Source organism: Pseudomonas sp. MWU13-2100, from assembly GCF_023242365.1.
Taxonomy (GTDB): Bacteria; Pseudomonadota; Gammaproteobacteria; order Pseudomonadales; family Pseudomonadaceae; genus Aquipseudomonas.
Genome location: NZ_JALLIX010000025.1, coordinates 76,535 through 98,553 on the forward strand (window position 1 = coordinate 76,535; position 22,019 = coordinate 98,553).

Annotated in this window: 17 protein-coding genes and 3 pseudogenes; 13 read left to right on the forward strand and 7 right to left on the reverse strand. The window is 63.2% G+C overall.

The features are described 5' to 3' along the window. The first annotated feature begins 27 nt into the window (after positions 1 to 27). The 6 genes from M5B99_RS18175 (at position 28) to nudC (ending at position 10,408) form a co-directional block, all read left to right on the forward strand. Entirely contained in the window at positions 28 to 4,824 is a 4,797-nt protein-coding gene (locus M5B99_RS18175) for a hypothetical protein (protein ID WP_248805334.1), read from the forward strand. 115 nt (positions 4,825 to 4,939) lie between these two features. Beyond that, positions 4,940 to 5,920 carry a phosphogluconate dehydrogenase (NAD(+)-dependent, decarboxylating) gene (gene gnd / locus M5B99_RS18180; protein WP_248805335.1) on the forward strand — a complete coding sequence of 327 codons (981 nt, stop codon included), beginning with the start codon at positions 4,940 to 4,942 and terminating at the stop codon, positions 5,918 to 5,920. Continuing rightward, positions 5,917 to 7,440 carry a glucose-6-phosphate dehydrogenase gene (zwf, locus tag M5B99_RS18185; RefSeq protein WP_248805336.1) on the forward strand — a complete coding sequence of 508 codons (1,524 nt, stop codon included), beginning with the start codon at positions 5,917 to 5,919 and terminating at the stop codon, positions 7,438 to 7,440. Before gnd ends, zwf begins: the two co-directional genes overlap by 4 nt. Beyond that, positions 7,437 to 8,261 (forward strand): HAD family hydrolase, encoded by an 825-nt coding sequence (locus M5B99_RS18190; RefSeq protein ID WP_248805337.1) that lies wholly within the window; start codon positions 7,437 to 7,439, stop codon positions 8,259 to 8,261. The genes zwf and M5B99_RS18190 overlap by 4 nt, the downstream gene beginning before the upstream one ends. Before the next feature lie 483 nt (positions 8,262 to 8,744). Further along, the gene (locus M5B99_RS18195) at positions 8,745 to 9,557 is read left to right on the forward strand and encodes a crotonase/enoyl-CoA hydratase family protein (protein WP_248805338.1); all 813 of its coding nucleotides are present in this window, start codon (positions 8,745 to 8,747) and stop codon (positions 9,555 to 9,557) included. Positions 9,558 to 9,577: 20 nt separating this feature from the next. Beyond that, positions 9,578 to 10,408, forward strand: a complete 831-nt coding sequence (gene nudC / locus M5B99_RS18200) for an NAD(+) diphosphatase (RefSeq protein WP_248805339.1) — start codon at positions 9,578 to 9,580, stop codon at positions 10,406 to 10,408. A 93-nt stretch (positions 10,409 to 10,501) separates the two neighbouring features. Here the strand turns inward: nudC and M5B99_RS18205 are convergent, their stop codons facing one another. Further along, a complete protein-coding gene (locus tag M5B99_RS18205; RefSeq protein ID WP_248805340.1) occupies positions 10,502 to 11,281 on the reverse strand; it encodes a TSUP family transporter in 780 nt (259 codons plus the stop codon). Positions 11,282 to 11,514: 233 nt separating this feature from the next. Further along, on the reverse strand, positions 11,515 to 11,976 hold the full coding sequence (gene soxR / locus M5B99_RS18210; RefSeq protein ID WP_318654576.1) for a redox-sensitive transcriptional activator SoxR: 462 nt from the start codon (positions 11,974 to 11,976) through the stop codon (positions 11,515 to 11,517). 94 nt (positions 11,977 to 12,070) lie between these two features. On the opposite strand from soxR, the gene M5B99_RS18215 reads away from it, so the two are divergent. From M5B99_RS18215 to M5B99_RS18235, 5 genes are all read left to right on the forward strand, one after another. Then, positions 12,071 to 12,436 carry an antibiotic biosynthesis monooxygenase gene (locus tag M5B99_RS18215; RefSeq protein WP_248805341.1) on the forward strand — a complete coding sequence of 122 codons (366 nt, stop codon included), beginning with the start codon at positions 12,071 to 12,073 and terminating at the stop codon, positions 12,434 to 12,436. Positions 12,437 to 12,564: 128 nt separating this feature from the next. Further along, a complete protein-coding gene (locus M5B99_RS18220; RefSeq protein WP_248805342.1) occupies positions 12,565 to 12,834 on the forward strand; it encodes a hypothetical protein in 270 nt (89 codons plus the stop codon). A gap of 105 nt (positions 12,835 to 12,939) precedes the next feature. Then, positions 12,940 to 13,566, forward strand: coding sequence for a LysE family translocator (locus M5B99_RS18225; RefSeq protein WP_248805343.1), 627 nt, complete (start codon positions 12,940 to 12,942; stop codon positions 13,564 to 13,566). A gap of 238 nt (positions 13,567 to 13,804) precedes the next feature. Further along, a complete protein-coding gene (locus M5B99_RS18230) occupies positions 13,805 to 14,974 on the forward strand; it encodes an aminotransferase class V-fold PLP-dependent enzyme (protein WP_248805344.1) in 1,170 nt (389 codons plus the stop codon). Between the two features lie 47 nt (positions 14,975 to 15,021). Next, on the forward strand, positions 15,022 to 16,830 hold the full coding sequence (locus tag M5B99_RS18235; protein ID WP_248805345.1) for an aminopeptidase P family protein: 1,809 nt from the start codon (positions 15,022 to 15,024) through the stop codon (positions 16,828 to 16,830). 197 nt (positions 16,831 to 17,027) lie between these two features. On the opposite strand, the gene M5B99_RS18240 is transcribed toward M5B99_RS18235, so the two are convergent. Further along, on the reverse strand, positions 17,028 to 17,915 hold the full coding sequence (locus M5B99_RS18240; protein ID WP_248805346.1) for a LysR family transcriptional regulator: 888 nt from the start codon (positions 17,913 to 17,915) through the stop codon (positions 17,028 to 17,030). A gap of 113 nt (positions 17,916 to 18,028) precedes the next feature. Here M5B99_RS18240 and M5B99_RS18245 point away from each other — a divergent pair, with 113 nt between their 5' ends. Beyond that, positions 18,029 to 19,027, forward strand: coding sequence for a zinc-dependent alcohol dehydrogenase family protein (locus M5B99_RS18245; protein WP_248805347.1), 999 nt, complete (start codon positions 18,029 to 18,031; stop codon positions 19,025 to 19,027). 11 nt (positions 19,028 to 19,038) lie between these two features. Here M5B99_RS18245 and M5B99_RS18250 read toward each other — a convergent pair. Together M5B99_RS18250 and M5B99_RS18255 are read right to left on the reverse strand one after the other, a co-directional pair. Beyond that, positions 19,039 to 19,398, reverse strand: a pseudogene (locus tag M5B99_RS18250) (DsbA family protein); the annotation flags it as partial. A 37-nt stretch (positions 19,399 to 19,435) separates the two neighbouring features. Beyond that, positions 19,436 to 19,594: pseudogene (locus M5B99_RS18255) on the reverse strand (glucose 1-dehydrogenase); the annotation flags it as partial. Here M5B99_RS18255 and M5B99_RS18260 point away from each other — a divergent pair. Further along, positions 19,550 to 20,109: pseudogene (locus M5B99_RS18260) on the forward strand (TetR/AcrR family transcriptional regulator). The pseudogenes M5B99_RS18255 and M5B99_RS18260 overlap by 45 nt on opposite strands. Here M5B99_RS18260 and M5B99_RS18265 read toward each other — a convergent pair. Continuing rightward, positions 20,081 to 20,404: a hypothetical protein gene (locus M5B99_RS18265; RefSeq protein WP_248805348.1), complete on the reverse strand. Its 324-nt coding sequence runs from the start codon at positions 20,402 to 20,404 to the stop codon at positions 20,081 to 20,083. The pseudogene M5B99_RS18260 and the gene M5B99_RS18265 sit on opposite strands and share 29 nt — an antisense overlap. A 164-nt stretch (positions 20,405 to 20,568) precedes the next feature. Then, on the reverse strand, positions 20,569 to 21,456 hold the full coding sequence (gene rhtA, locus M5B99_RS18270; RefSeq protein WP_248805349.1) for a threonine/homoserine exporter RhtA: 888 nt from the start codon (positions 21,454 to 21,456) through the stop codon (positions 20,569 to 20,571). Positions 21,457 to 22,019: the final 563 nt, after the last annotated feature.

Genomic DNA, 22,019 nt, shown 5'->3' on the forward strand with positions numbered 1-22,019 from the left:
CTTTCCCCTTGCCAAGGATTGCGCCCCATGCCCCCTCAACTGACTGCGTTGGAGACTTCACTGCAGCATTACCGAAACACCGTCCAGGCCCTGTTCGCCGCTCGACCGACCCCGTTGTCGGTGGCGCAGTCGTTGGTCCAGGCCGCGCTGGACCAGCACGCTCCGGCGCTCAAGAGCACGGGGCAGGCGGTCAGGGGCACTGATCTCTGGCTGGGCGAGCGGGAGCCAGGATCGACCTATCGCTACACCCGTTTGGCCGAGCTGTTGCTGCGCCGCTTCAACGAGGGGCTGGATCCCGCTTACGCCGATCCGGCTTCGGTGCTGGTGTGCCGGGCCGCCGGGACGTCGCTCAATGTCGCCATCTCTCCCGCGAATCTGCGGCGGCTGGGAACGGCAATCAACGACTGGGGCGATGCCTTGCTCGAGGTATTCAAGGCGCAGCTGGTGGCGTTCTGGAGCGAGGCGGTACCCGACTGGGCCGGCAAGGTCCCGGGTTCCGAGGCCTGGGTGCCGGGCTGGGACCGGCACTCGCCGCGCACGCCTTCGCGCTGCGCGGCGCTGTCCAACCTGCTGTTCGTCTCGATGTACGGTGCGGGGACTTCGCCCAATAGCCTGGCGTTCCAGGCCAGCCAGGTGCTGCCCAAGGCACTGGTCACTGCCGACAAGGCGACATGCGACAGTCTGCTGGGAATGCAGGCCCTGGTTCCCTACCTGCTGTACGCCAAGGGCAAGCAGGCGCCAGTGGGCAGCACGCCGGTGGCGGTGCTGTTCGCGCGGCAACTGTCGCCGCGGACGCATGCCTACCTGTTGCTCAGGCCGGGCCATGATGTGCACCGCTTGCAGGATCTCGATGAGCTCTGGACGCTGTTGCGCGGCGACCTGCCCGATCCGGGAGCCCTGGACCTGATCGCCTCGCAGGTGAATGTCTTCGACAACCTGGCCGGGGCCTTGCTGGAAAACCAGTTGCGCGCCCTGGACCGTTTGCCGCGCGGCGTCGCTGATGAAGCGGCGGGGTCCTGGGCGGCACGGGTCGAGCGCATCGTCGATCCACGACAGTGGTTCGCCGCGCCCATGCCCGCGCCGCTCAGCGCCCTGCAACGGCAGGTGCGCGAAGCGGCGCCACTGTGGTTGCTGAACGCCGCGGACCCGGATCGGCGTGCCTATGCCGCGGGGTTGTCGGCATTGCTGGCGGCACAGGGCAAGTTGTCCTCCCACGACCTGTTCGACGACGTGTTCCCCCTCTCGCGCTTCTGCCGAGCGGCGCTGAGGGCCGAGATGGTCCGGCGGCATCCACAGATGCCGGATATCCAGATGCAGGACATTCGGCTCAGCGTCGAAAAATACCGCCGCAAGCCGCTGTTGCCGGACGTGCTGGGGGAGTACGAAGCGGTCCAGCTGACGCTGCCCGAACTGGCCCTGGAAAACCTTGACGACTTCCGTTTCGGCGCAAGGCAGATGCAGGTCCGGCTCCACGGTGATACGCCGATACCGGACTGGATGAGCGTCGACTATCTGCTGGAGCTGGTCACCTCGGTGGATATCGGCGCGCGTTATCCGGCCTACCTGCGCGAGCGCCTGGTGGACGACAAGCGTTCCGCGCCGTTTCGCCAGCAACGCTTTACCCGGCAACTACGCGCCCAACTGCCCCTGGTGGCCCTGGAGCTCAAGCTCCGCGCCGAGCAGGGCCTCAGCGAGGCGGGGTATCACCTGGTTTGCGCGGTGTTGGCGTTCGATGCCCATGAACGCCAGGTTGACGGTCGGCCGGTGGTCCTCCGGGCCTTGGCGTTGCAGGCCAGCCCGGCGTCGAGCCTGGACAAGGTGAAGGGGATGTTCCTGATCGAGTCGCAGGACCTTGTCCAAGGCCCTCACGTACTTTATCGACCGCTGTTCGACCCGCCCTTGAGCGAGTACGGCAGCCGCCAGGCGCTGCTGGAAGCGATCGGGCAGGCGGGGGCCTTGCAGGACAGCGTGCTGGCCTGGCTCGCCGCCCCGAGGAAAGCGGTCTATGCCAATGGCGGTTTCCAGCATCCCCATCTCGGCGCCGTGTTGCCCGGCGATGAAACCGCGCCGTTGCCGTCGTTACCGGCACCGGCGACCCTCGGCAGCGAGGATATCAACGGGGATTACCTCGATCAGCTCTTTCATGCCTGTATCGACGCCGTCGTCCAGCAGGCCGATACCCAGTTGCTGTCGAACGCGGAAAAACGCTGGGCACGCTTGAAGGACTGCGGCTGGCAGTTGTTCAGTGCCTGGCTGATGTTTGCCAGCGGTCCGTTGACCCAGGCCGGCTGGTTGATTCAGTTGTACCGTGGCGTGCGTCAGGAGCTGCCGGCATTGCAGGGCCGCGACGAAGAGGCTCGGGCCCAGGCCTGGGCCGATCTGTTGAGCAACCTGGCAGCGTTGCTGTTGCATGAGGTGATGGCCGGCGCACGCGAAGTCCTGCCGAAGTCTTCCGAGGTACTGCCGGTGTTGCTGCAATCGCAGCCCTTGGCGGTCGAGACGCTTGCCCCGCTTGAGCGCATCAGCACACCCCAGGCCGCCGATGACATTTGGCCGCCGTTCGACCGTTCCTGGTCGAGTCCGCGCTACAGCCTGTCGGCGGCGTCCATGCAGGCCTTGCGCAAGTTCAGGGTCAGGACGTTCGAGACACCACCGGAGCGACTCGACAGCCTCGGTACGCTGTCGCCGAGCGGGCCGAAAAAAGGCCTGGTGTATCTCGCCGGGCCTGCGGACAAGGGCTGGCACGCGCTGATCGAGGACGCCCTCTATCCGGTGGCGTGGTGTGCGGACGGTCCGCGGATTGTCGATCGCTCCGGCTCCGCGGGGCCCTTCGTGGAACAGGACGAGCAGGGAGGCTGGCGCCTGGATCTGCGTTTGCGCCTGCGCGGTGGCAGCGGTCGTGAAACCGTGCAGGCGCGCCTGCAGCGCAAGCTGCGCGACCGGGCCAGTGCATTGCACGGACAAGTGACGCAGATCTCGGCGCGTGTCGGCAGCCTGTTCAACGAGGCCGAAACGCTGAGCAAGCGTCTTGAGATCATGAGCGTGGGCAAGACCGCGAAGAATTTCAACGACCGCCAGCGCAGTGACAAACGCGCCGAATACCTGGGCAAGCTGGAGGACTTGCAGGTTGTCCTCGAAGAAAAGATCCGACTCATCAAAGAGTTCAATGACAACCGCCAGGTGGTGCCGAAGCCACAGACGCTGATGGCGGCCTTGGCCGACAGCGTGCGCAATTGCCGGACACTGTTGAATGTGTCCCTGGCGGTGGGGCGCGAAGGCAGCCTGAGTGCCAGCCAGATTGGCGAGATGATCACTGCAAACACCGATGAGCGCTATGTCCAGGTCGTCGCCAACCTGAAGCACAATGTCGATCTCACCGACAAACAGATCCTCTGGAGCACCAAGGAATATGCCGCGCTCGATGAGTTGCGCGGGATTGCCGAAGGAGGGGCGGCGCAAGCCGATGCATTGCAACAAGCGGTGGTGCAGGCATTCACGCCGCTGGACTGGCAGGCGGTACAGCTGCCGACCTTGCTGGCCTTGACCCTGGACGAACTGCCGTTGCAGATCACCTTGCAACTGGACGATCAGATCTTCGCCGCCATCAAGCACAGTGCCGAGCAAACCCGCTATGTGACCAATACGATCAATCGCCTGAGTGCCGAGGACCCGCGCCAGGACCGGATCGATGCCTTGCTGACGGCCATCAGTCGCTATGACGAGACCCGCGACCTGCTGAGTTACTTGCAGGGCCTGATGCCGCAACAGCGCCTGCTCGAATACGCCACGCGCCTGTCAGGGTTGCTGGCGCAGTTGCGGGAAGGGGCGCTGAACAGCCTTTTCGAGCTATGGGGGGAGGCCGCACCGGTGGCGAGCGAACCTGCTCCCAAGCCTGGTCCGGCAGCTGGCGGCTCACGGAAGAAGTTTATCCGGACCCGCAACCGCGAGGTTTTTGTCGGCCGGGTGCGCGAGCGTACGCCCGAGCAGGAGGACGAAATCGTCGAGATCACCGATCCCAATGGCGGATTGGTGTCGGCCTTCAAGGAGAACAAGGAGGATGCCCGGGACACGTTCTGGGAGGAAGTGAAGGTCGAGCCGGCGCCGGCCCCGACGAGCCAGCGCAAGGTCGGATTGTCCAGGTTGGTGACCCAGGGGCAGGCCGAGCGCGAGGGCGTCGACGCGTTGATTCGCCAGGTCATGGCATTGACCGGAACCTCCAAGGACCCCCGCGATCTACAAGGTATCCTGGCGCTGAAGGCGCAGAAACTGAATGCCCTGGCGGACGATATCCAACAGGCACTCAGTGATGGCGGCGGGGCATCAGCGCCGGTGAAGACCGCTCGAACGCTCAAGGATACCCTTCGCCACGAAGCCACCCGACTGATCGCCGAGGGGCGCAATGCGCGTATCGCTGCGATCAAGCGCAATGTGCCGCAGCTGGCGCGTCTGCAGTACCTGAAAGAGCAGGACCAGGTGGATATTCACCGGGCCGGCGGGCGACAGGCGGAAGACCAGGGTGGTTTCCAGCAAGAGTATGTGATCAGCCACAAGGATGGTCGTCCATTGTGGTACGCGCACTTCCATTACCCGGCGGCCACCACCGCGGACAGCGGGTTTGTCAGCGCGCACCTGAAGACCCTGGCGCAACGGCGCCTGGGCAGCAAGGCCCAGGCCGCGGCCCGGCAACGGGCGGCGACGAGGATCGAAGCCGGGCAGGGTGCTCGGGCGCAGCTGACGCTGGATATCCACCGTGGTCAGATTCTCGACAGGCGCGTGGCCCAGGCGCTGTTTTTCAGTACTGGCGAAGTGGATACGACGGCTTGAAACCCTGTCGATGGGCGTCTGCAATCATCGTCTCGGCGGATATCGAGACAGACATCCGCCTGCCGCTGGGCTAAGGTGTGACAGAGCTTTTTCATCGATATCGGGAGTACCCTGCATGCAACTGGGAATCATCGGACTGGGCCGCATGGGCGGCAATATCGCGCGGCGCCTGATGCTTGATGGCCATCAGACAGTGGTGTATGACCGCAATCCCGACTTCGTCACCGCCCTGGGCAACGAGGGCGCCAGTGGCGTCGTCGATCTGGCGGCGCTGGTGGCCGGCCTGGATAAACCGCGCGCGGTCTGGGTGATGCTGCCGGCCGGTGCGCCGACCGAGGACACCATTGCCCAGCTGAGCAAACTGCTGGACGCCGGCGATGTGATCATCGACGGCGGCAACACCTTCTACAAGGACGATATCCGTCGCGGCCAGGAGCTGGCGCAAAAGGGCATCGACTATATCGATGTCGGCACGTCCGGCGGAGTCTGGGGCCTGGAGCGCGGTTACTGCATGATGATCGGCGGTGACGCCCAGGTGGTCGAACGCCTCGACCCGCTGTTCGCCAGCCTGGCCCCGGGGATCGGCACGATTGCCCGGACCCGCGACCGGGTCAGCGCCGATGATCGTGCCGAGCGTGGTTATATCCATGCCGGGCCACCGGGCGCCGGGCACTTCGTCAAGATGATCCACAACGGTATCGAGTACGGCATGATGCAAGCCTTCGCCGAAGGCTTCGATATCCTCAAGACCAAGAATTCGCCGAGCCTGCCCGAGGACCAGCGTTTCGACCTGAACCTGGCGGATATCGCCGAAGTCTGGCGGCGCGGCAGCGTGGTCTCGTCCTGGCTGCTGGACCTGACCGCCGACGCCCTGGCCAGCGATCCGAAACTCGACGGCTACAGCGGTGCGGTGGCCGACAGTGGCGAAGGGCGCTGGACCATCGAGGCGGCCATGGAGCAGGCGGTGCCGGTACCGGTGCTGTCCAACTCGCTGTTTGCCCGCTTCCGTTCCCGCCAGCAAAGCACCTATGGCGACAAGTTGCTGTCGGCGATGCGCTTCGGCTTTGGCGGCCATGTGGAGACGCCGAAAAAATGACTGCCTCCCGTACCAAGCGCAAGGTCGAGCCCGCGCCGCCGACCACGCTGTTTCTGTTCGGTGCCCATGGGGATCTGGTCAAGCGCCTGCTGATGCCGGCGCTCTACAACCTGACCCGCGACGGCCTGCTGGGCGATGGCTTGCGCATCGTCGGGGTCGATCACAACGCCATGAGCGATGCCGACTTCGCCAAGATGCTCGAGGACTTCAGTCGCGCCGAAGTCGCGGCCAAGACCGGGGAAAGCGCGGAGGCGGCGCTGGACGCCGGACTCTGGAAGCGCCTGGCCAAACACATCAGTTACGTGCAGGGCGATTTCCTCGACGACGCGACCTATGTCGCCCTGGACGAGAAAATCGTCGCCAGTGGCACGGGTAACGCGATGTTCTACCTGGCCACCGCACCGCGCTTCTTCAGCGAAGTGGCGCGGCGCTTGGGCGCGGCCGGGTTGCTGGAGGAAAGCGACGGGGTGTTTCGTCGGGTGGTGATCGAAAAACCCTTCGGTTCCGACCTGGTCACCGCCGAAGCCTTGAATGCTCGTCTGCTCAAGGTGATGAGCGAGAAGCAGATCTATCGCATCGACCATTACCTGGGCAAGGAAACCGTGCAGAACATCCTGGTCAGCCGTTTCTCCAGCGGTCTGTTCGAGGCGTTCTGGAACAACCATTACATCGACCATGTGCAGATCACTGCTGCCGAGACCGTCGGCGTCGAGACCCGTGGCAGTTTCTACGAACACACCGGCGCCCTGCGGGACATGGTGCCCAATCACCTGTTCCAGTTGTTGGCGATGGTGGCGATGGAGCCGCCGGCGGCGTTCGGTGCCGATGCGGTGCGCGGTGAAAAGGCCAAGGTGGTCGGCGCGATCCGTCCCTGGACGGTCGAGGAGGCCCGGGCCAATTCGGTGCGCGGCCAGTACCAGGCCGGCGAACTGGGTGGCAAGGCCGTGCCCGGTTATCGTGAAGAAAGCAACGTGGCGCCCGACAGCAACACCGAAACCTATGTCGCGCTCAAGGTCATGATCGACAACTGGCGCTGGGTCGGCGTGCCGTTCTATCTGCGCACCGGCAAGCGCATGAACGTGCGCAACACGGAAATCGCCATCTGTTTCAAGCCGGCGCCCTATGCGCAGTTCCGCGACACCGAGGTCGAGCGTCTGCAGCCGACCTACCTGAAGATCCAGATCCAGCCCAACGAAGGCATGTGGTTCGACCTGCTGGCCAAGCGTCCGGGGCCGGCACTGGAAATGACCAATGTCGAGCTGGGCTTTGCCTACAAGGACTTTTTCGAGATGCAGCCGTCCACCGGCTATGAAACCCTGATCTACGATTGCCTGACCGGCGACCAGACGTTGTTCCAGCGCGCCGACAACATTGAGAATGGCTGGCGGGCGGTGCAGCCGTTCCTCGACGCCTGGGGCGAGGACGATCAGGTGCAGGGCTACAAGGCCGGGGAAAATGGCCCCGCCGCCGGCGACGAACTGCTGGCCCGTGATGGCCGTGTCTGGCGTAGCCTCGGATGAAGAGTGTGGCGCAGTATCCGATTCGTTTGCTGCTCAGCGATATGGACGGCACCTTGTTGTGTCCCGATCACCGTCTCAGTCCGCGCACGGTCGAGGCTGTGCGGGCGTTGCGCGCGGCGGGGGTGTTTTTCAGCCTCGCCACCGGGCGTCCGCCGCGGGCCATGCGTCAGCAGATCGAGGCGCTGGGGGTGGATATTCCCACTGCCGCGTTCAACGGCGGCACCTTGGTCAACCCTGATGGCAGTTACCTGGTGACCCACTACATCCCGCGTGAGGCGGCGCTCATCACCCTGGAGCTGTTGTCGCGGCATGAGGCGGTTGAGGTCTGGGTGTTTGCCGACAACCATTGGCTGCTGCGCGACCCCCACGGGACCATGGTCCCTCGGGAACAGCAGGCGCTGGGTTATGCGCCGACGGTGGTGGAAGATTTCACGCCGTACCTCGAGCGCATCGACAAGATTGTCGGCGCCAGTGGCGATGGGCAATTGCTGATCGACCTGGAGGCGGTGTTGCAGCCGCTGGTGGCGGACCAGGCGTTGGCCAGCCGTTCGCAGCGTTCCTACCTGGATATCACCGCGATGCAGGCGAACAAGGGCGAGGCATTGCTGACCCTGGCGAAATACCTCGGCGTGCCGCTGGCGCAGACGGCGGCCATCGGCGACGGCGGCAACGACCCGGCGATGTTCCATCGGGCCGGGCTGGCGATTGCGATGGGCCAGGCGGAGGAGGTGGTCAAGCGCCAGGCCGACGTGGTCACCGGCAGCAACAGCGAGGACGGCGCGGCGCAGGCCATCGAGCAGTTGATCCTGGCCCGGCGATAAATCTGCTGTGGATGGCCGCCCATGGCGGTTCGCGGGCAAGCACCGCTCCCACAGGGTCATTGGTTGTGCCCATGAGTGGGGTCGACTCGGATATTGTGGGAGTTGTGCCCATGAGTGGGGTCGACTCGGACATTGTGGGAGTTGTGCCCATGAGTGGGGGCGACTCGGACATTGTGGGAGTTGTGCCCATGAGTGGGGTCGACTCGGACATTGTGGGAGTTGTGCCCATGAGTGGGGTCGACTCGGACATTGTGGGAGTTGTGCCCATGAGCAGGGTCGACTCGGACATTGTGGGAGTTGTGCCCATGAGTGGGTCGACTCGGACATTGTGGGAGCGGTGCTTGCCCGCGAACCGCCGCAGGCGGCCATCCACCGTGGTCTTGCGGTGCATCGTCCGGCTTTTGGCACATCCGCTTCCTATAGCCCGAGACGGGCCCTTGCTATAGTGGTGAATCTCTTTTCGCCCTGCCAAGGATGCCCGTCATGTCCGAATACCAAGCCTTCCACGTCGAACTGGTAGACAACATCGCCCATGTCCGGATCAACCGCCCGGAAAAGATCAATGCGATGAACGCGGCCTTCTGGAGCGAAATCGTCGAGATCTTCCAATGGATCGAGGACACCGACGCCGTGCGCGTGGTGGTCATCAGCGGCGCCGGCAAACACTTCTCCTCCGGGATCGACCTGATGCTGCTCGCTTCGGTAGCCAACGAACTGGGCAAGGATGTCGGCCGCAACGCCCGCCTGCTGCGGCGCAAGATCCTCGAACTGCAAGCCTCCTTCAATGCGCTCGACAACTGCCGCAAGCCGGTCCTGGCGGCGATCCAGGGCTACTGCCTGGGCGGTGCCATCGACCTGATCGCCGCCTGCGACATGCGCTACTGCGCCGAGGACGTGCAGTTTTCCATCAAGGAGGTGGATATCGGCATGGCCGCCGATGTCGGCACTTTGCAACGTTTGCCTCGTATCATCGGCGACGGCATGCTGCGGGAGCTGGCGTATACCGGTCGGCAGTTCGGCGCCGACGAAGCGACCCGTATTGGCCTGGTCAATCGCGTCTACCCCGATCATGCGGCGTTACTCGACGGGGTCATGGCGATCGCCCGGGAAATTGCCGGCAAGTCGCCGATTGCCGTCACCGGGACCAAGGCGATGATCAGCTACATGCGCGACCATCGGATCGATGACGGGCTGGAATACGTTGCCACCTGGAACGCCGCCATGTTGCAATCTACTGACTTACGCGTCGCCATCGCCGCGCACATGAGCAAGCAGAAAGCCGAATTCCCTGATTGAAGCCTGCCAAGGACTCCCCGATGACTCAACGCTGGACAACCGCTGTACTGGATATCGAGCAGGCCGGTGGCTGGGCCGTGGTGCATAGCCCCGCCGGTTTTCTGCTGGACGACAACGGGGTTCTGTTTCCCCGTGAGTGGATCAAGCGCCAGGACCTATCGCTGTTGGCCGAGCACGGCATCGGGCACCTGGACGGCGAGCCGGTCTACCTGCTCGAGCTGAAGTCCGGCTTCGAGCTACCGGGCGGTCGCTGGCAGGGCCTGCGGGCGTTCATGCTTGAGGGCGATCACACGATCTACCGCATGCTCGGTTATGCCGCGCAGATCGCTACCTGGGCGCGCGAGCACCGTTTCTGCGGCAGCTGTGGCCAGGCCATGACCCAGGTGCATCTGGAGCGGGCGATGTTCTGCCAGTCCTGTGACCTGCGCAGCTACCCGCGGATCTCCCCGAGCATGATCGTGCTGGTGACCCGGGGTGACGAGGTGTTGCTGGCCCGTTCGCCGCGTTTCGTGCCCGGGGTCTACAGCACCCTGGCCGGTTTCGCCGAGCCGGGTGAGTCGGCCGAAGAGTGCCTGATCCGGGAGGTCCGCGAGGAAGTGCAGGTCGAGGTCAGGAATATCCAGTACATAGGCAGCCAGTGCTGGCCGTTCCCGCACTCGATGATGCTCGGTTTCCACGCCGAGTATGCCGGCGGCGAGATCGTCCCGCAGGCTGACGAGATCGAGGATGCGCAATGGTTCAGTATCCACGATATGCCGCCGTTGCCGGCTTCGCGCTCGATCGCCCGCTACCTGATCGACCTGTACCTGGCCAGACGCCTGGGCTACGCGGAACCGCTGCTGCCGGCCTAGGTTTTGTGGGAGCCGGCTTGCCGGCGATGAGGCCCTGGAGCCTGGCGCTGTCCATACGGACGCCATCGCCGGCAAGTCGGCTCCCACAGGTTGTCAGGCCACGCTGAACCAGTGTTGCCAGGCCAGGCGCACGGTCAGGCCGAGGACCACGGTGATAAACACCGGGCGAATGAACTTCGCCCCGCCACTGATGGCGGTGCGCGCGCCGAAGAACGCGCCGACCATCACCGACACCCCCATGCACAGGCCGATTACCCAGTCCACCTGGCCGGAAAACACGAACACCGACAGCGCGGCGGCATTGCTGACGAAGTTCAGGCTGCGCGCCACGCCGCTGGCCTTGACCAGGTCGATGGGGTAGAGCAGCAGGCTGCTGACGGTCCAGAAGGCACCAGTGCCGGGACCGGCCACGCCGTCGTAGAAACCCAAGCCAAGACCCTGGGGCAGCTGCCATTTCTTTTTGATCGGCGCGTTGCTGTCCAGCGGTGCCTTGGGTGTGCCGCCGAACAGCAGATACAGGCCGCAGGCGAAGACGATCACCGGAAGCATCTTGTTCAGCCATTCGGCTGGCATGAAGTGTGCGGTCACGGCACCGATCAGTGCGCCAACGAAGGTGCCAAGGATTGCCAGTTTCCATTGCCCCGGTTGAAACAACTTGCGCCGATAGAAGGTGAAACCGGCAGTGGCCGAGCCGAAGGTCGAACTGAGTTTGTTGGTGCCCAGCACCAGGTGCGGTGGCAGCCCTGCGGTGAGCAGGGCTGGGGTGGTGAGCAGACCGCCGCCGCCGGCGATGGCGTCGATAAATCCGGCGATAAAGGCAACAATGGTAAGAATGGCGAGGGTAGTCAGGTCTACGCTGAGATCGAAAGGCATGGGGTCGGCTTAATATCGGCAAGTGGCGCGGCAGGACCGCGCTCAAAGGTCACCATCTTACTCATTACCGAATGTTGCCGCGACCTTATCGGGCTGTTGGGGTTGTGGTGTCTGGGCTGACGTCTTCGCGGGCAAGCTCCGCTCCCACAGGTTTTTCGTCGTACGCAAAACCGGGAGCGGCTCCCACAGAGATGCACTTCAACAGGTCTATCCTTATAAGTCTGTTGCCATATTCACCGCGGCTCCAGCAGCCGCGCCCCCGTCCCATGGGCACCCAACATATCGCCATAGTTGCGCAGCGGGCAGTTCTCCATCGACAGGCAGCCACAACCGATACAACCATCGAGTTTGTCCCGCAGCCGGGTCAACTGGGCGATGCGTTCGTCCAGTCCGCTTCTCCACTGTTGCGACAACTGTTTCCAGTCCGCCGCCGTCGGCGCTCGGCCTTCGGGCAGTGCCTGCAAGGCCTGGTGGATTTCCGCCAGGGCAATGCCCAGGCGCTGGGCAACCTTGATCAAGGCTACCCGCCTGAGCACCTCGCGCGGATAACGCCGCTGGTTACCGGCGTTGCGATAACTCTGGATCAACCCCTTGGATTCATAGAAGTGCAGGGCGGTCACCGCCACGCCGCTGCGGGCCGCCAGTTGGCCGACCGTGAGGGCCTTGTCCGTGGGCAGGGGCTTTTGCATTGCCATGGCGAGAAATCTCTTGACCTTGAGTTAACTGGAGGTTTTACCCTGCATGGCCTCGGATCACAAGATCCTGTCCGACTTCCTGGGGAGCCTTTTCATGCCGTCGACAGAACAAAATCGCAGTTTTACCCAATTGATCCAGTTCGAGATCGAGCCTGTCCAACTGGAGGCGCTGGTGTCTGCCTTGTCCCGGCAGACCGAGCGGCTGGCCCGGGTCGAGGGTGGTTTTATCAGCGGCACGGTGCAGGCCAGCGACGACGGTCGGCGCGTGCTCAATGCGTTGCAATGGCGCTCCAGGCAGGATGGTGAAGCGGCATTCGCCCGTTTCGAAAGCGGCGAAGAGGATTTCTGGGCACTGATCCGCGCCCACCACGCCAAGGCGGTGAGCTTCGATTCATTCCAGGTGCTGCGCAGTATCGAGCGCAGTCCGGACGACGCCTTGCAGTGTGCCCTGGTGGGCTAGATCGACGCCCCGAACCCGGAATGACCGAGGCGATCGATAGCGACTATCGAGCTGGGTGATTTTTGCCCTGCCGGCGCGCCGGGTAGCCTGTGTCCATTGCCTCACGCCAGGTTCCCGGGAGTCGCGCCATGAAACATTCATCCATGCTCTTACTGCTTCTCGGTTTTTCGCTGCTGGCCGGCTGTGCCAGTCCTTCGTCTCCCGAACTGCGGCCCTACAGTGCTGAAGAGAGCAGGGAGTTGGCGCTGGAAGCCTTGAACCGTCGCGGGCTGTCGTTCGATGAATACCAGCAGAAGAAAGCGCAACTGATGGGGCCGTCACGCAAGGTCCAGGGCTTTGATGATCAGGGTGAGATCAGCGCCGACCGTGGCAGTAACAGACACAGTCCTCAGAGCTGAAAGGTAAAACTGTATCGGTCCAAGTTTTTACCAACTGTGCGTGAGTTCCGCCAAGTCCGTGGGATAGGCTGAGTCCCTGACCGACCTTGTGGCTGGACGCTGTTCATGACTCTTTCGCTGGACCTGCTGCTGGGCTTTGCCCTTTTCGCCCTGGTGACTTCAGTGACCCCCGGCCCCAACAACACGATGTTGCTGGCGTCCGGCGTGAACTTTGGTTTCAACCGCTCCATTCCCCATATCCTGGGTATTTCCTGCGGCTTTTTTGTCTTGGTACTGGCGGTGGGCCTCGGTCTTGGGGCGGTATTCGAGGCTTATCCCGTGCTCTACTCGGTACTGCGTTATATCGGTGGCGCCTATCTGCTGTACCTCGCCTGGAAGATCGCCGGTTCCGGACCGGTCAGCGAGTCGGAGCAGGGGCCGGGTCGCCCGTTCGGGTTCTGGAGCGCCGCGGCATTTCAGTGGGTCAATCCCAAGGCCTGGGTGATGGCGATCGGCGCGATCAGCACCTACACGCCATTGCAGGGCTATTTCAGCAATGTATGGGTGATCGCGGCGGTGTTCGCCCTGATCAACGCGCCCAGCGTCAGTCTCTGGGCGGCCTGCGGCAGTCTGTTGCGCAACGTGCTGCGTGAGCCGCGCTGGCTGCGGCTGTTCAATATCGCTATGGCGCTGCTGTTGGTGATTTCGTTGTATCCGCTGTTGCATGAGAGTGCGCGGCAACTGCTGCGTTGACCCGCCCCTGTGTGTTTCCTGTCCCCCCGTTGAAACGGGCCGTCTGCTCCGGCACGATTGACGCTCGCAACACCTTCCCCGGGCCTGTAAGCTGGATTTCAGGAGCGTTCCTACGCACTTTTACTGAAAGTTATCTTTCTTTAATCGTTTTCCATCGGGTATAGCTGTTCGTCCAACCACAGGGTGGGTGATCAGCAAGAGATCGATCCGCGGGACACGCTTTATGAGTCTTTTTGCCATGAATGAACTTCCTCTGTATTTCGACTATGCCGCCACCACACCGGTGGATGAGCGGGTGATCCGGGTGATGGTCGAGTGCCTCGGCTTTTCCGGTAATTTCGGCAACCCGGCGTCCAGTTCCCATGCCTTCGGCCAGCGCGCCCGGCAGACGGTCGAGCAGGCCCGGCAACAGGTGGCGAGCCTGGTGGGGGCGAGCCCCGAGCAGATCGTCTGGACCTCCGGGGCCACCGAGTCGAACAACCTGGCACTCAAGGGGGTCGCCCAGGCCCGTGGTGTCAGTGGCGGGCATGTGGTCACCAGCCAGATCGAACACAAGGCGGTGCTCGATACCGCCCGACAACTCCAGGAAGCCGGGGTCGCCGTCACCTACCTGGTGCCGAATGCCGAAGGCTTGATCACCACGGCGATGGTCAGTGAGGTCCTGCGCGAGGACACCTTCCTGGTCTCGCTGATGCTGGTCAACAATGAGCTGGGTACCCTGAGTGACATCGCGGCCATCGGCCAGCGGGTGCGTGAGCACGGTGCGCTGTTCCATGTGGACGCGGCCCAGGGCGCGGGCAAGGTGGCGATCGACCTGGCCGCCTTGCCGGTGGACCTGATGTCGTTTTCCGCCCACAAGGTCTACGGGCCCAAGGGTATCGGTGCCTTGTATGTGGGGCCGCGCGCGCAGCAGAAGCTGCACGCGCAGATCCACGGCGGCGGCCATGAAGGCGGTCTGCGCTCCGGCACCCTGGCCACCCACCAGATCGCCGGCATGGGCAGTGCCTTCGCCCTGGCCACCGAGCACCTGGAAGAAGAAATCGCCAGCATCCGTCATCTGCGCCAGCGCTTGCTCGAGCAATTGGCGGATGTCCCGGGCCTGCGCTTGAACGGCAGCCCGACTGAACGCATCCCCCATACCCTGAGTCTGACCTTTGCCGAAGGCGAGTTCGACGGTGCGGCGTTGGCGCGGTCCCTGGCCTACTCGGCGACGTCGGCCTGCAACTCCGCGAGCCAGGCGCCGTCCCATGTGCTGCTGGCACTGGGGCACGATGTGCGCTTGGCCGGCCGGACCATTCGCCTGAGCCTGGGGCGTTTTACCTCTGAGCAGGACATCGACCGTGCCGCGGCGGCGATCAAGGCAAGCCTGAGTGCACCCGCGCCGTTCTGGGCGATTGCCCAGCCGTGAGAGTGCCGGATAACAATTGAATAACTAAGTGGTTAGCAGGAGACACAATGAGCACGCAGACCCCGAGTCAAGGAACCGTACCCGAGCGGCTGGCACGCACCCGCGAACTGATGCGCCGTGAAGGTGTGCAGGCCTTGCTGGTGCCGTCTGCCGATCCGCACCTGTCGGAATACCTGCCCGCCTACTGGCAGGGCCGGCAGTGGCTTTCAGGCTTCCATGGCTCGGTCGGCACCTTGATCGTGACGCCGGATTTCGCCGGCGTCTGGGCAGACAGCCGCTACTGGGAGCAGGCAACCAAGGAACTGGCCGGCAGCGGTATTGAACTGATGAAATTGTTGCCGGGGCAACCGGGCCCGCTGGATTGGCTGGCTGAACAGGCACCGCCAGGGGGCGTGGTCGCGGTGGATGGCGCGGTCATGGCGCTGGCGTCGGCGCGCAGCCTGGGTGACAAGTTACAGGCCCGTGGCGCGCGGCTGCGCACTGATATTGACCTGCTCGAGCAGGTCTGGGAAGGCCGCGAGGCGCTGCCGAACCAGCCGATCTACCCGCATCTGCCGCCGCAAGCGACGGTCAGTCGTGGCGATAAGCTTGCCCAGTTGCGTCGGGAGTTGAAAACCCGTGGCGCCGACTGGCATTTCATCGCCACGCTGGATGATATTGCCTGGTTGTTCAACCTGCGCGGGGCCGATGTGTCGTTCAACCCGGTATTCGTCTCCTTTGCCCTGATCAGCCAGGAACAGGCCACGCTGTTCGTGTCCTTGAGCAAGGTGAGTGCAGAGCTTGCGCAGGTGCTCAAGGTCGATGGCGTGAGCTTGCGTGACTACAGCGAAATCGGTGCGGCGCTGGCCAGCATTCCGCCGTGTGCGGGGTTGCTGGTCGACCCGGCGCGGGTGACGGTCGGTTTGCTGGATCATCTGGCTCGGGAAGTCACGCTGGTCGAGGGACTCAATCCGACGACCCTGGCCAAATCCCGCAAGAGTCTCGATGACGCGGTGCACATCCGTCAGGCCATGGAGCAGGACGGGGCGGCGTTGTGCGAATTTTTTGCCTGGCTGGAAACCGCGCTGGGCCATGAGCGGGTCACCGAGTTGACCATTGACGAGCACCTGAGCGCAGCGCGCGCGCGGCGTCCGGGCTATGTGTCGCTGAGTTTCAATACCATTGCCGCGTTCAACGCCAATGGGGCGATGCCGCACTATCATGCCACCGAGGCGGAGCATGCCTTGATCGAGGGTGACGGCCTGCTGCTGATCGACTCTGGCGGGCAATACCTGGGCGGGACCACGGACATTACTCGGATGGTCCCGGTGGGTATGCCGACGGTCGAGCAGAAGCGCGATTGCACTCGGGTGCTCAAGGGCGTGATCGCCCTGTCTCGGGCGCAGTTTCCCCGGGGCATTCTTTCGCCGCTGCTGGATGCTATCGCCCGGGCACCGATCTGGGCTGAAAGCGTGGATTACGGGCATGGCACCGGCCATGGCGTCGGTTACTTTCTCAACGTGCACGAAGGTCCGCAGGTGATCGCCTACCAGGCTGTACCGGCGCCGCAGACCGCCATGCAGCCGGGGATGATCACCTCCATCGAACCCGGGACCTACCGTCCGGGCCGTTGGGGTGTGCGTATCGAAAATCTGGTGCTGAGCCGTGAGGCGGGCAAGAGCGAGTTCGGCGAGTTTCTCAAGTTTGAAACCCTGACCCTGTGCCCGATCGATACCCGTTGCCTGGAGCCGGCGTTACTGACGCAGGACGAGCGTGACTGGTTCAACGCTTATCACGCTCAGGTGCGCGAGCGTTTGAGCCCGTTGCTCGATGGTGCGGCGCTGGAGTGGTTGAACACCCGTACGGTTGCGATCTGATCGTAGATACCGAAATACTGTGTGGGATGTATCCGCGAAGAGGCCTTTGAGGCTGCCAAAAGCTTCGCGGGCAAGCTCCGCTCCCACAGATTGTGGGAGCATTTACCGGAGCGCCGGACCGCCGCGAAGAGGCCCTTGAGGCCGCTAAAAGCTTCGCGGGCAAACCTCCCTCCCATGGGGTTTCGGTTGTGGCGTATTCAAAGCTCCAGCAGGGCATCGCTCATATAGTCGACAAACGCCTTCACCCTGGCTGACTGCCGGCGATTGGCCGGAAACACCGCATGAATCGGCAGCGACTGGGTCTGATAACCCGGTAAAATCGCCGTGACCCGACCTGCCTTCAGATCCTCGGCGAACAGCCACACCGGCGACAGCGCAATACCGAGCCCGCCCAGGACCATTTCCCGAATTGCCTCCGAATTATTGCTCTGGGCATTGCCCTTGATCCTCACGCTGTAGCGCTGTCCGTCCTTTTCGTAGTGCCAGAGGTTCTGGCTGCTCAGCAGATTGAATTGCAGGCAGTTGTGCCCGGCCAACTGTCCTGGGCTTTGCGGTTCGCCCCGATGCGCCAGGTACGCGGCGCTGGCGACTGTGATCCGTCGGGTATCGCCGATGCGCCGGGCAATCAGGCTGCTGTCGCTCAACTCGCCGATGCGCAGGCTGACATCCAGGCCTTCCTCGACCAGGTCCTGGTTCTGGTCGTTGAGCTGCAGGTCGATGTCCAGCTGCGGATAGCGCGCAAGAAAGTCCGGCAGTCGGCTGGCGATCTGCAAACGACCGAAACTCACCGATGAGCCGATACGCAAACTGCCGGCGACCTGTTCCCGGCCTGACTGAAAGCTGTGTTCGGCGTTGTCCACGGCGGCGAGGATCTGCCGGCACTGAGCGTAGTAGCGTTGGCCTTCATCGGTCAGTGACAACTGGCGTGTACTGCGCGCGATCAGCTTGCCACCCAGTTCGCTCTCCAGGGCCTTGAGGATTTTGCTGATGGTCGGCTGGCTGGTCTGCCGTTCCCGGGCCACGGCGGAAAAACTGCCGCGTTCGACGACCCGGACAAAAATGGCCATTGCATTGAGTTTATCCACGGGACGCCTCACTCATGCCAAAAGGGCATGATCACTATAGCAATAATGTGTCTTATCGGTATGAGTGACGGGGCGCATGATCGGTCTCACTTCCACTGCTCGAGATTGCCGACATGTCCCACTCGCTTGAAATGAACGCTCTGCTGGTCGACGCCGCCAATGCGCCGCTGCGCCTGGTTTCCATCGACCGTCCCGCGCCCGCGGCGGGTCAGGTGCTGGTCCGCATCAAGGCCAGTGGCATCAACCCGTTGGATGCCAAGATCCGCGCAGGTCAGGCCGCCCATGCCCGTCAACCGTTGCCGGCGATCCTGGGCATGGACCTGGCCGGGGTTGTCGAAGCCCTGGGCGAGGATGTCAGCGACTGGGCGGTGGGTGACGAGGTGTACGGGTTGGCCACCGGGATCGGTGGTGCCCAGGGCTCGCTGGCCGAGTTTGCCGTGGTCGATGCCCGACTGCTGGCGCGCAAACCGGCCAACCTGAGCATGCGCGAGGCCGCGGCATTGCCGTTGGTGCTGATTACCGCCTGGGAGGGTCTGGTCGATCGTGCCCGGGTCGGCGCCGGTCAGTCGGTGTTGATCCAGGGAGGAGCAGGGGGTGTCGGGCATGTGGCCGTGCAGGTTGCCAAGGCGTTCGGCGCCAAGGTCTTCGCCACCGGCTCAACCTCGCAACAGGCTGAGATCGAGAGTTTTGGCGCGACCTTTATCGACTATCGGCAGATGGGCGTGGAGGAATATGTCGCGCAGCATACTGCTGGCGAGGGCTTCGATATTGTCTATGACACGGTGGGTGGCGAAACCCTGGACCGGTCGTTCCAGGCGGCGCGGATCTATTACGGGCATGTCGTGAGCTGCCTCGGTTGGGGGCAGCACAGTCTGGCACCGCTGTCCTTTCGCGGAGCCACTTATTCCGGGGTGTTTACCTTGCTGCCATTGCTGACCGGTCGCGGGCGCGAGCATCACGGGCAGATACTGGCGCAGGCCGCCCGGTTGATCGAAGCCGGTCAATTGAAGCCTGTGCTCGATCCCCGGCGGTTTACCCTGGAAACCGCCGAGGAGGCTTATAGCTTGCTGGCCAGTGGCGCGGCGCAAGGTCGACTGGTGGTCGAGATCTAGGCCATTCAGTCGTCGACCCAGAGGGCGCGATAGAGGGTATCGACGAATTCGACAAAACGTTCCGGGTGGCGCAGCTACACGCTGGTGGTCGCGCGCATCAGCATCAGGGTATTGATCGGAAAGTGCGGGTTGTAGCGGAAGGCGACGCCGTAGCGGCGGGCATAGCGCGTCAGATCCTGGATCATATAAAGCCCCTTGACCGGTATCTCGGCCGGAGAGGTATTACCCGTGGCCTTGAACACGCCGCCCAGGAGCATCGGCTGATAAACCAGCTGGCTGTCGGTTTGCTCACAGAGGCCGGGCAACTGGGTGTACGCCAGGTAGGAGGCCGGGCTGCCCAGGTCAAAATAGAAATCGAAGGCTTTTTTCATGGATACAGCTCCTTGTTGTTATTGTCGTGAGGGGGGCTCACCAGCGTTCATTCCAGGGCCGCAGATCGAGCTCGAAGGTCCAGGCGTCGCGGGGCTGGCTGTGCAGGTACCAATAATTCTCGGCGATATGGGCGCGGTCGAGAATGCCGTCTTGATCCTTGAGGGCGTATTTTTCCGGGAAATTGCTGCGGATAAAAAAAGCAGCGCGCTGTCGGCGAAACGGGAAGGTTTTGCGGGCGTCGGCGTGGACGGCCTGATGAAAGCCATCGGCCTCGGTGGTGGGGCGTTCTATGGTCACTTCTCGTCCAAGGACGAACTGTTCAGCTCAATTGTCGAGCGGGAACTCAGTCAGAGTCTGGTGCGGCTGGGGGGGAGGGTGAGCCCGACCGGACGCAACTCAAGCGTTGCCTGAAACGCTACCTGAGCATGGCCCATGTCGAGCAGCCGGAGAGCGGCCGTGCCTTGCCCGCGCTGGGGGCGGAAATCGCGCGGGGGGATCTGGCGGTGCGCCAGCAGGCCGAGGACTGGATTTACCGTTTGCAACAGCGTTGGGCACAGGCGCTGGGCAACGAAAGCCAGGCCTGGTCGATTCTATCCCAGTGCGTGGGTGCGCTCGTGATGGCGCGAATGCTGGTGAGTCCGGACATGCAGTACCAGGTGTTGCGATCGAGCCATGACGAAATCAATCGGCAACTGGCAGGGGCGGTTTAGGGCTCAGCGCGGACGGCTTGTTGCAGATGATGATCATGCTGCGGCTGGTATAGCCGGCCGGGTTGAGACCGAACGGGTAATCACCTGGGTCTTCCACGGCGTCGCCGGATTTGGCAAGCACCCTATAGCCATTATCACTGCAGGAGTTGGCGGCTTTGGCGTAGCACTTTTCCCAGGAAGATGTCAGCCCGGAACAGTTGATATGCAGGCCACGTTTACCGTATTTCATCGGTTTCGAGGTTGCGGTGCAGCCGGCGACGGCAAGTACTGCCAGGACTATCAAGAAGCGGTTCATTACCATCCCTATCTCTGCCCCGGATCAATTCGTCCGGTTTGGCTTTTTCGTGCCGCCTGATTCTTCCTTGAGGCCCCTGTCCAAAATTTCCAAGGCTGGCATTGAGTTAGGTGTAAACATGTCCTATTTGAGCGGCAAATACCAGAGCTGACTCACACTCTGTTTCAATCGACTGCAACGGGCGGTGCGGAGTCCTTGCGCAGAGTCAGCGTGGCACCGACGGAGGCGCAGATAATGCAGGCGATGGCGAGCCACTGGGCTGCGGACAGGTACTCGTGGAGGAACAGCAGTCCGGACAGTGCGCCAAAAGAGGGTTCGATGCTCATCAAGGTGCCGAAGGTACGCGCGGGCATACGCGTCAGTGCGACCATTTCGAGGCTGTAGGGTAGGGCGGTGGACAGGATGGCGACGCCGATGGCGGTCGGGATCAATGCCGGGGTGAGCAGCGCGGCGCCGGCGTGGACGATACCGATCGGGGCGATGAACAGGGCGGCAATCACCACGCCGAGGGCGGCGGTCTGAATGCCGTTGTCGTTGCCGGCTTTCTGGCCATAGAGGATATACAGCGCCCAGCAGACGCCGGCCCCCAATGCATAGCTGGCGCCGGGCAGGTCAAGGCTGGCACTGGTCGCGCCGGTGGGGATGAGCAGCAGGAGTCCGCTGACGGCGAGGGTGATCCAGAGAAAGTCGATGGCCCGGCGCGAGGCGTAGATCGCCACCGCCAGGGGGCCGGTGAATTCCAGGGCGACGGCGATGCCCAGGGGCACGCTTCTCAAGGACATATAAAAGAGGAAGTTCATGCCGCCCAAGGCGATGCCATAGATGATGACGGTGCGCAGGGACTTGGCGGTGAACTTGGCCCGCCAGGGGCGCAGGACCAGGACCATGATGATGCTGGCAAACATCAGGCGCAGGGTGGTGGTGCCTTGGGCGCCGACAATCGGGAACATGCTCTTGGCCAGGGAGGCGCCGGATTGAATCGAGGCCATTGCGATAAGCAGCAGGCCGACGGGAAAGAGTGTCGAGGCCAGGCTGCGGGACGGCTGGGTCATGGGGTGGTGTCATCCGGGGTATATAGAAGGAGGCAGGTGTATATGATGCGGAACAAAGCATCGTTGAGCAATATATTGCTCAAGGTGTTGATGCTCTTCATCTATGGGCGTTGAGTGATGCTTCGCGGGTAAGCTCCGCTCCCACCGTGTGCGGGGCTGGCTGGGAGTTTGCGGTGTGACTCGGCCCTGTAGAGCTGGCTTGCCGACGATGGCGTTCTTGAGGGTGCTAAAAGCTTCGCGGGCAAGCTCCGCTCCCACAGTGTCGGGGGCTGACCGAGGGTTTGCGGTGTGACTCGGCCCTGTAGGCCCCGGCTTGCGGGCGATGGCGTTCTTGAAGCCGCTAAAAGCTTCGCGGGCAAGCTCCGCTCCCACAGTGTCGGGGGCTGACCGAGGATTTGCGGTGTGACACGGTCCCTGTAGGAGCCGGCTTGCCGGCGATGGCGTCCTTGAGGCCGCTAAAAGCTTCGCGGGCAAGCTCCGCTCCCACAGTGTCCGGGGCTAACCGATAGTTCGCGGTGCGACTCGATCCTGTGGGAGCGGAGCTTGTCGGATCGCCGCACCGC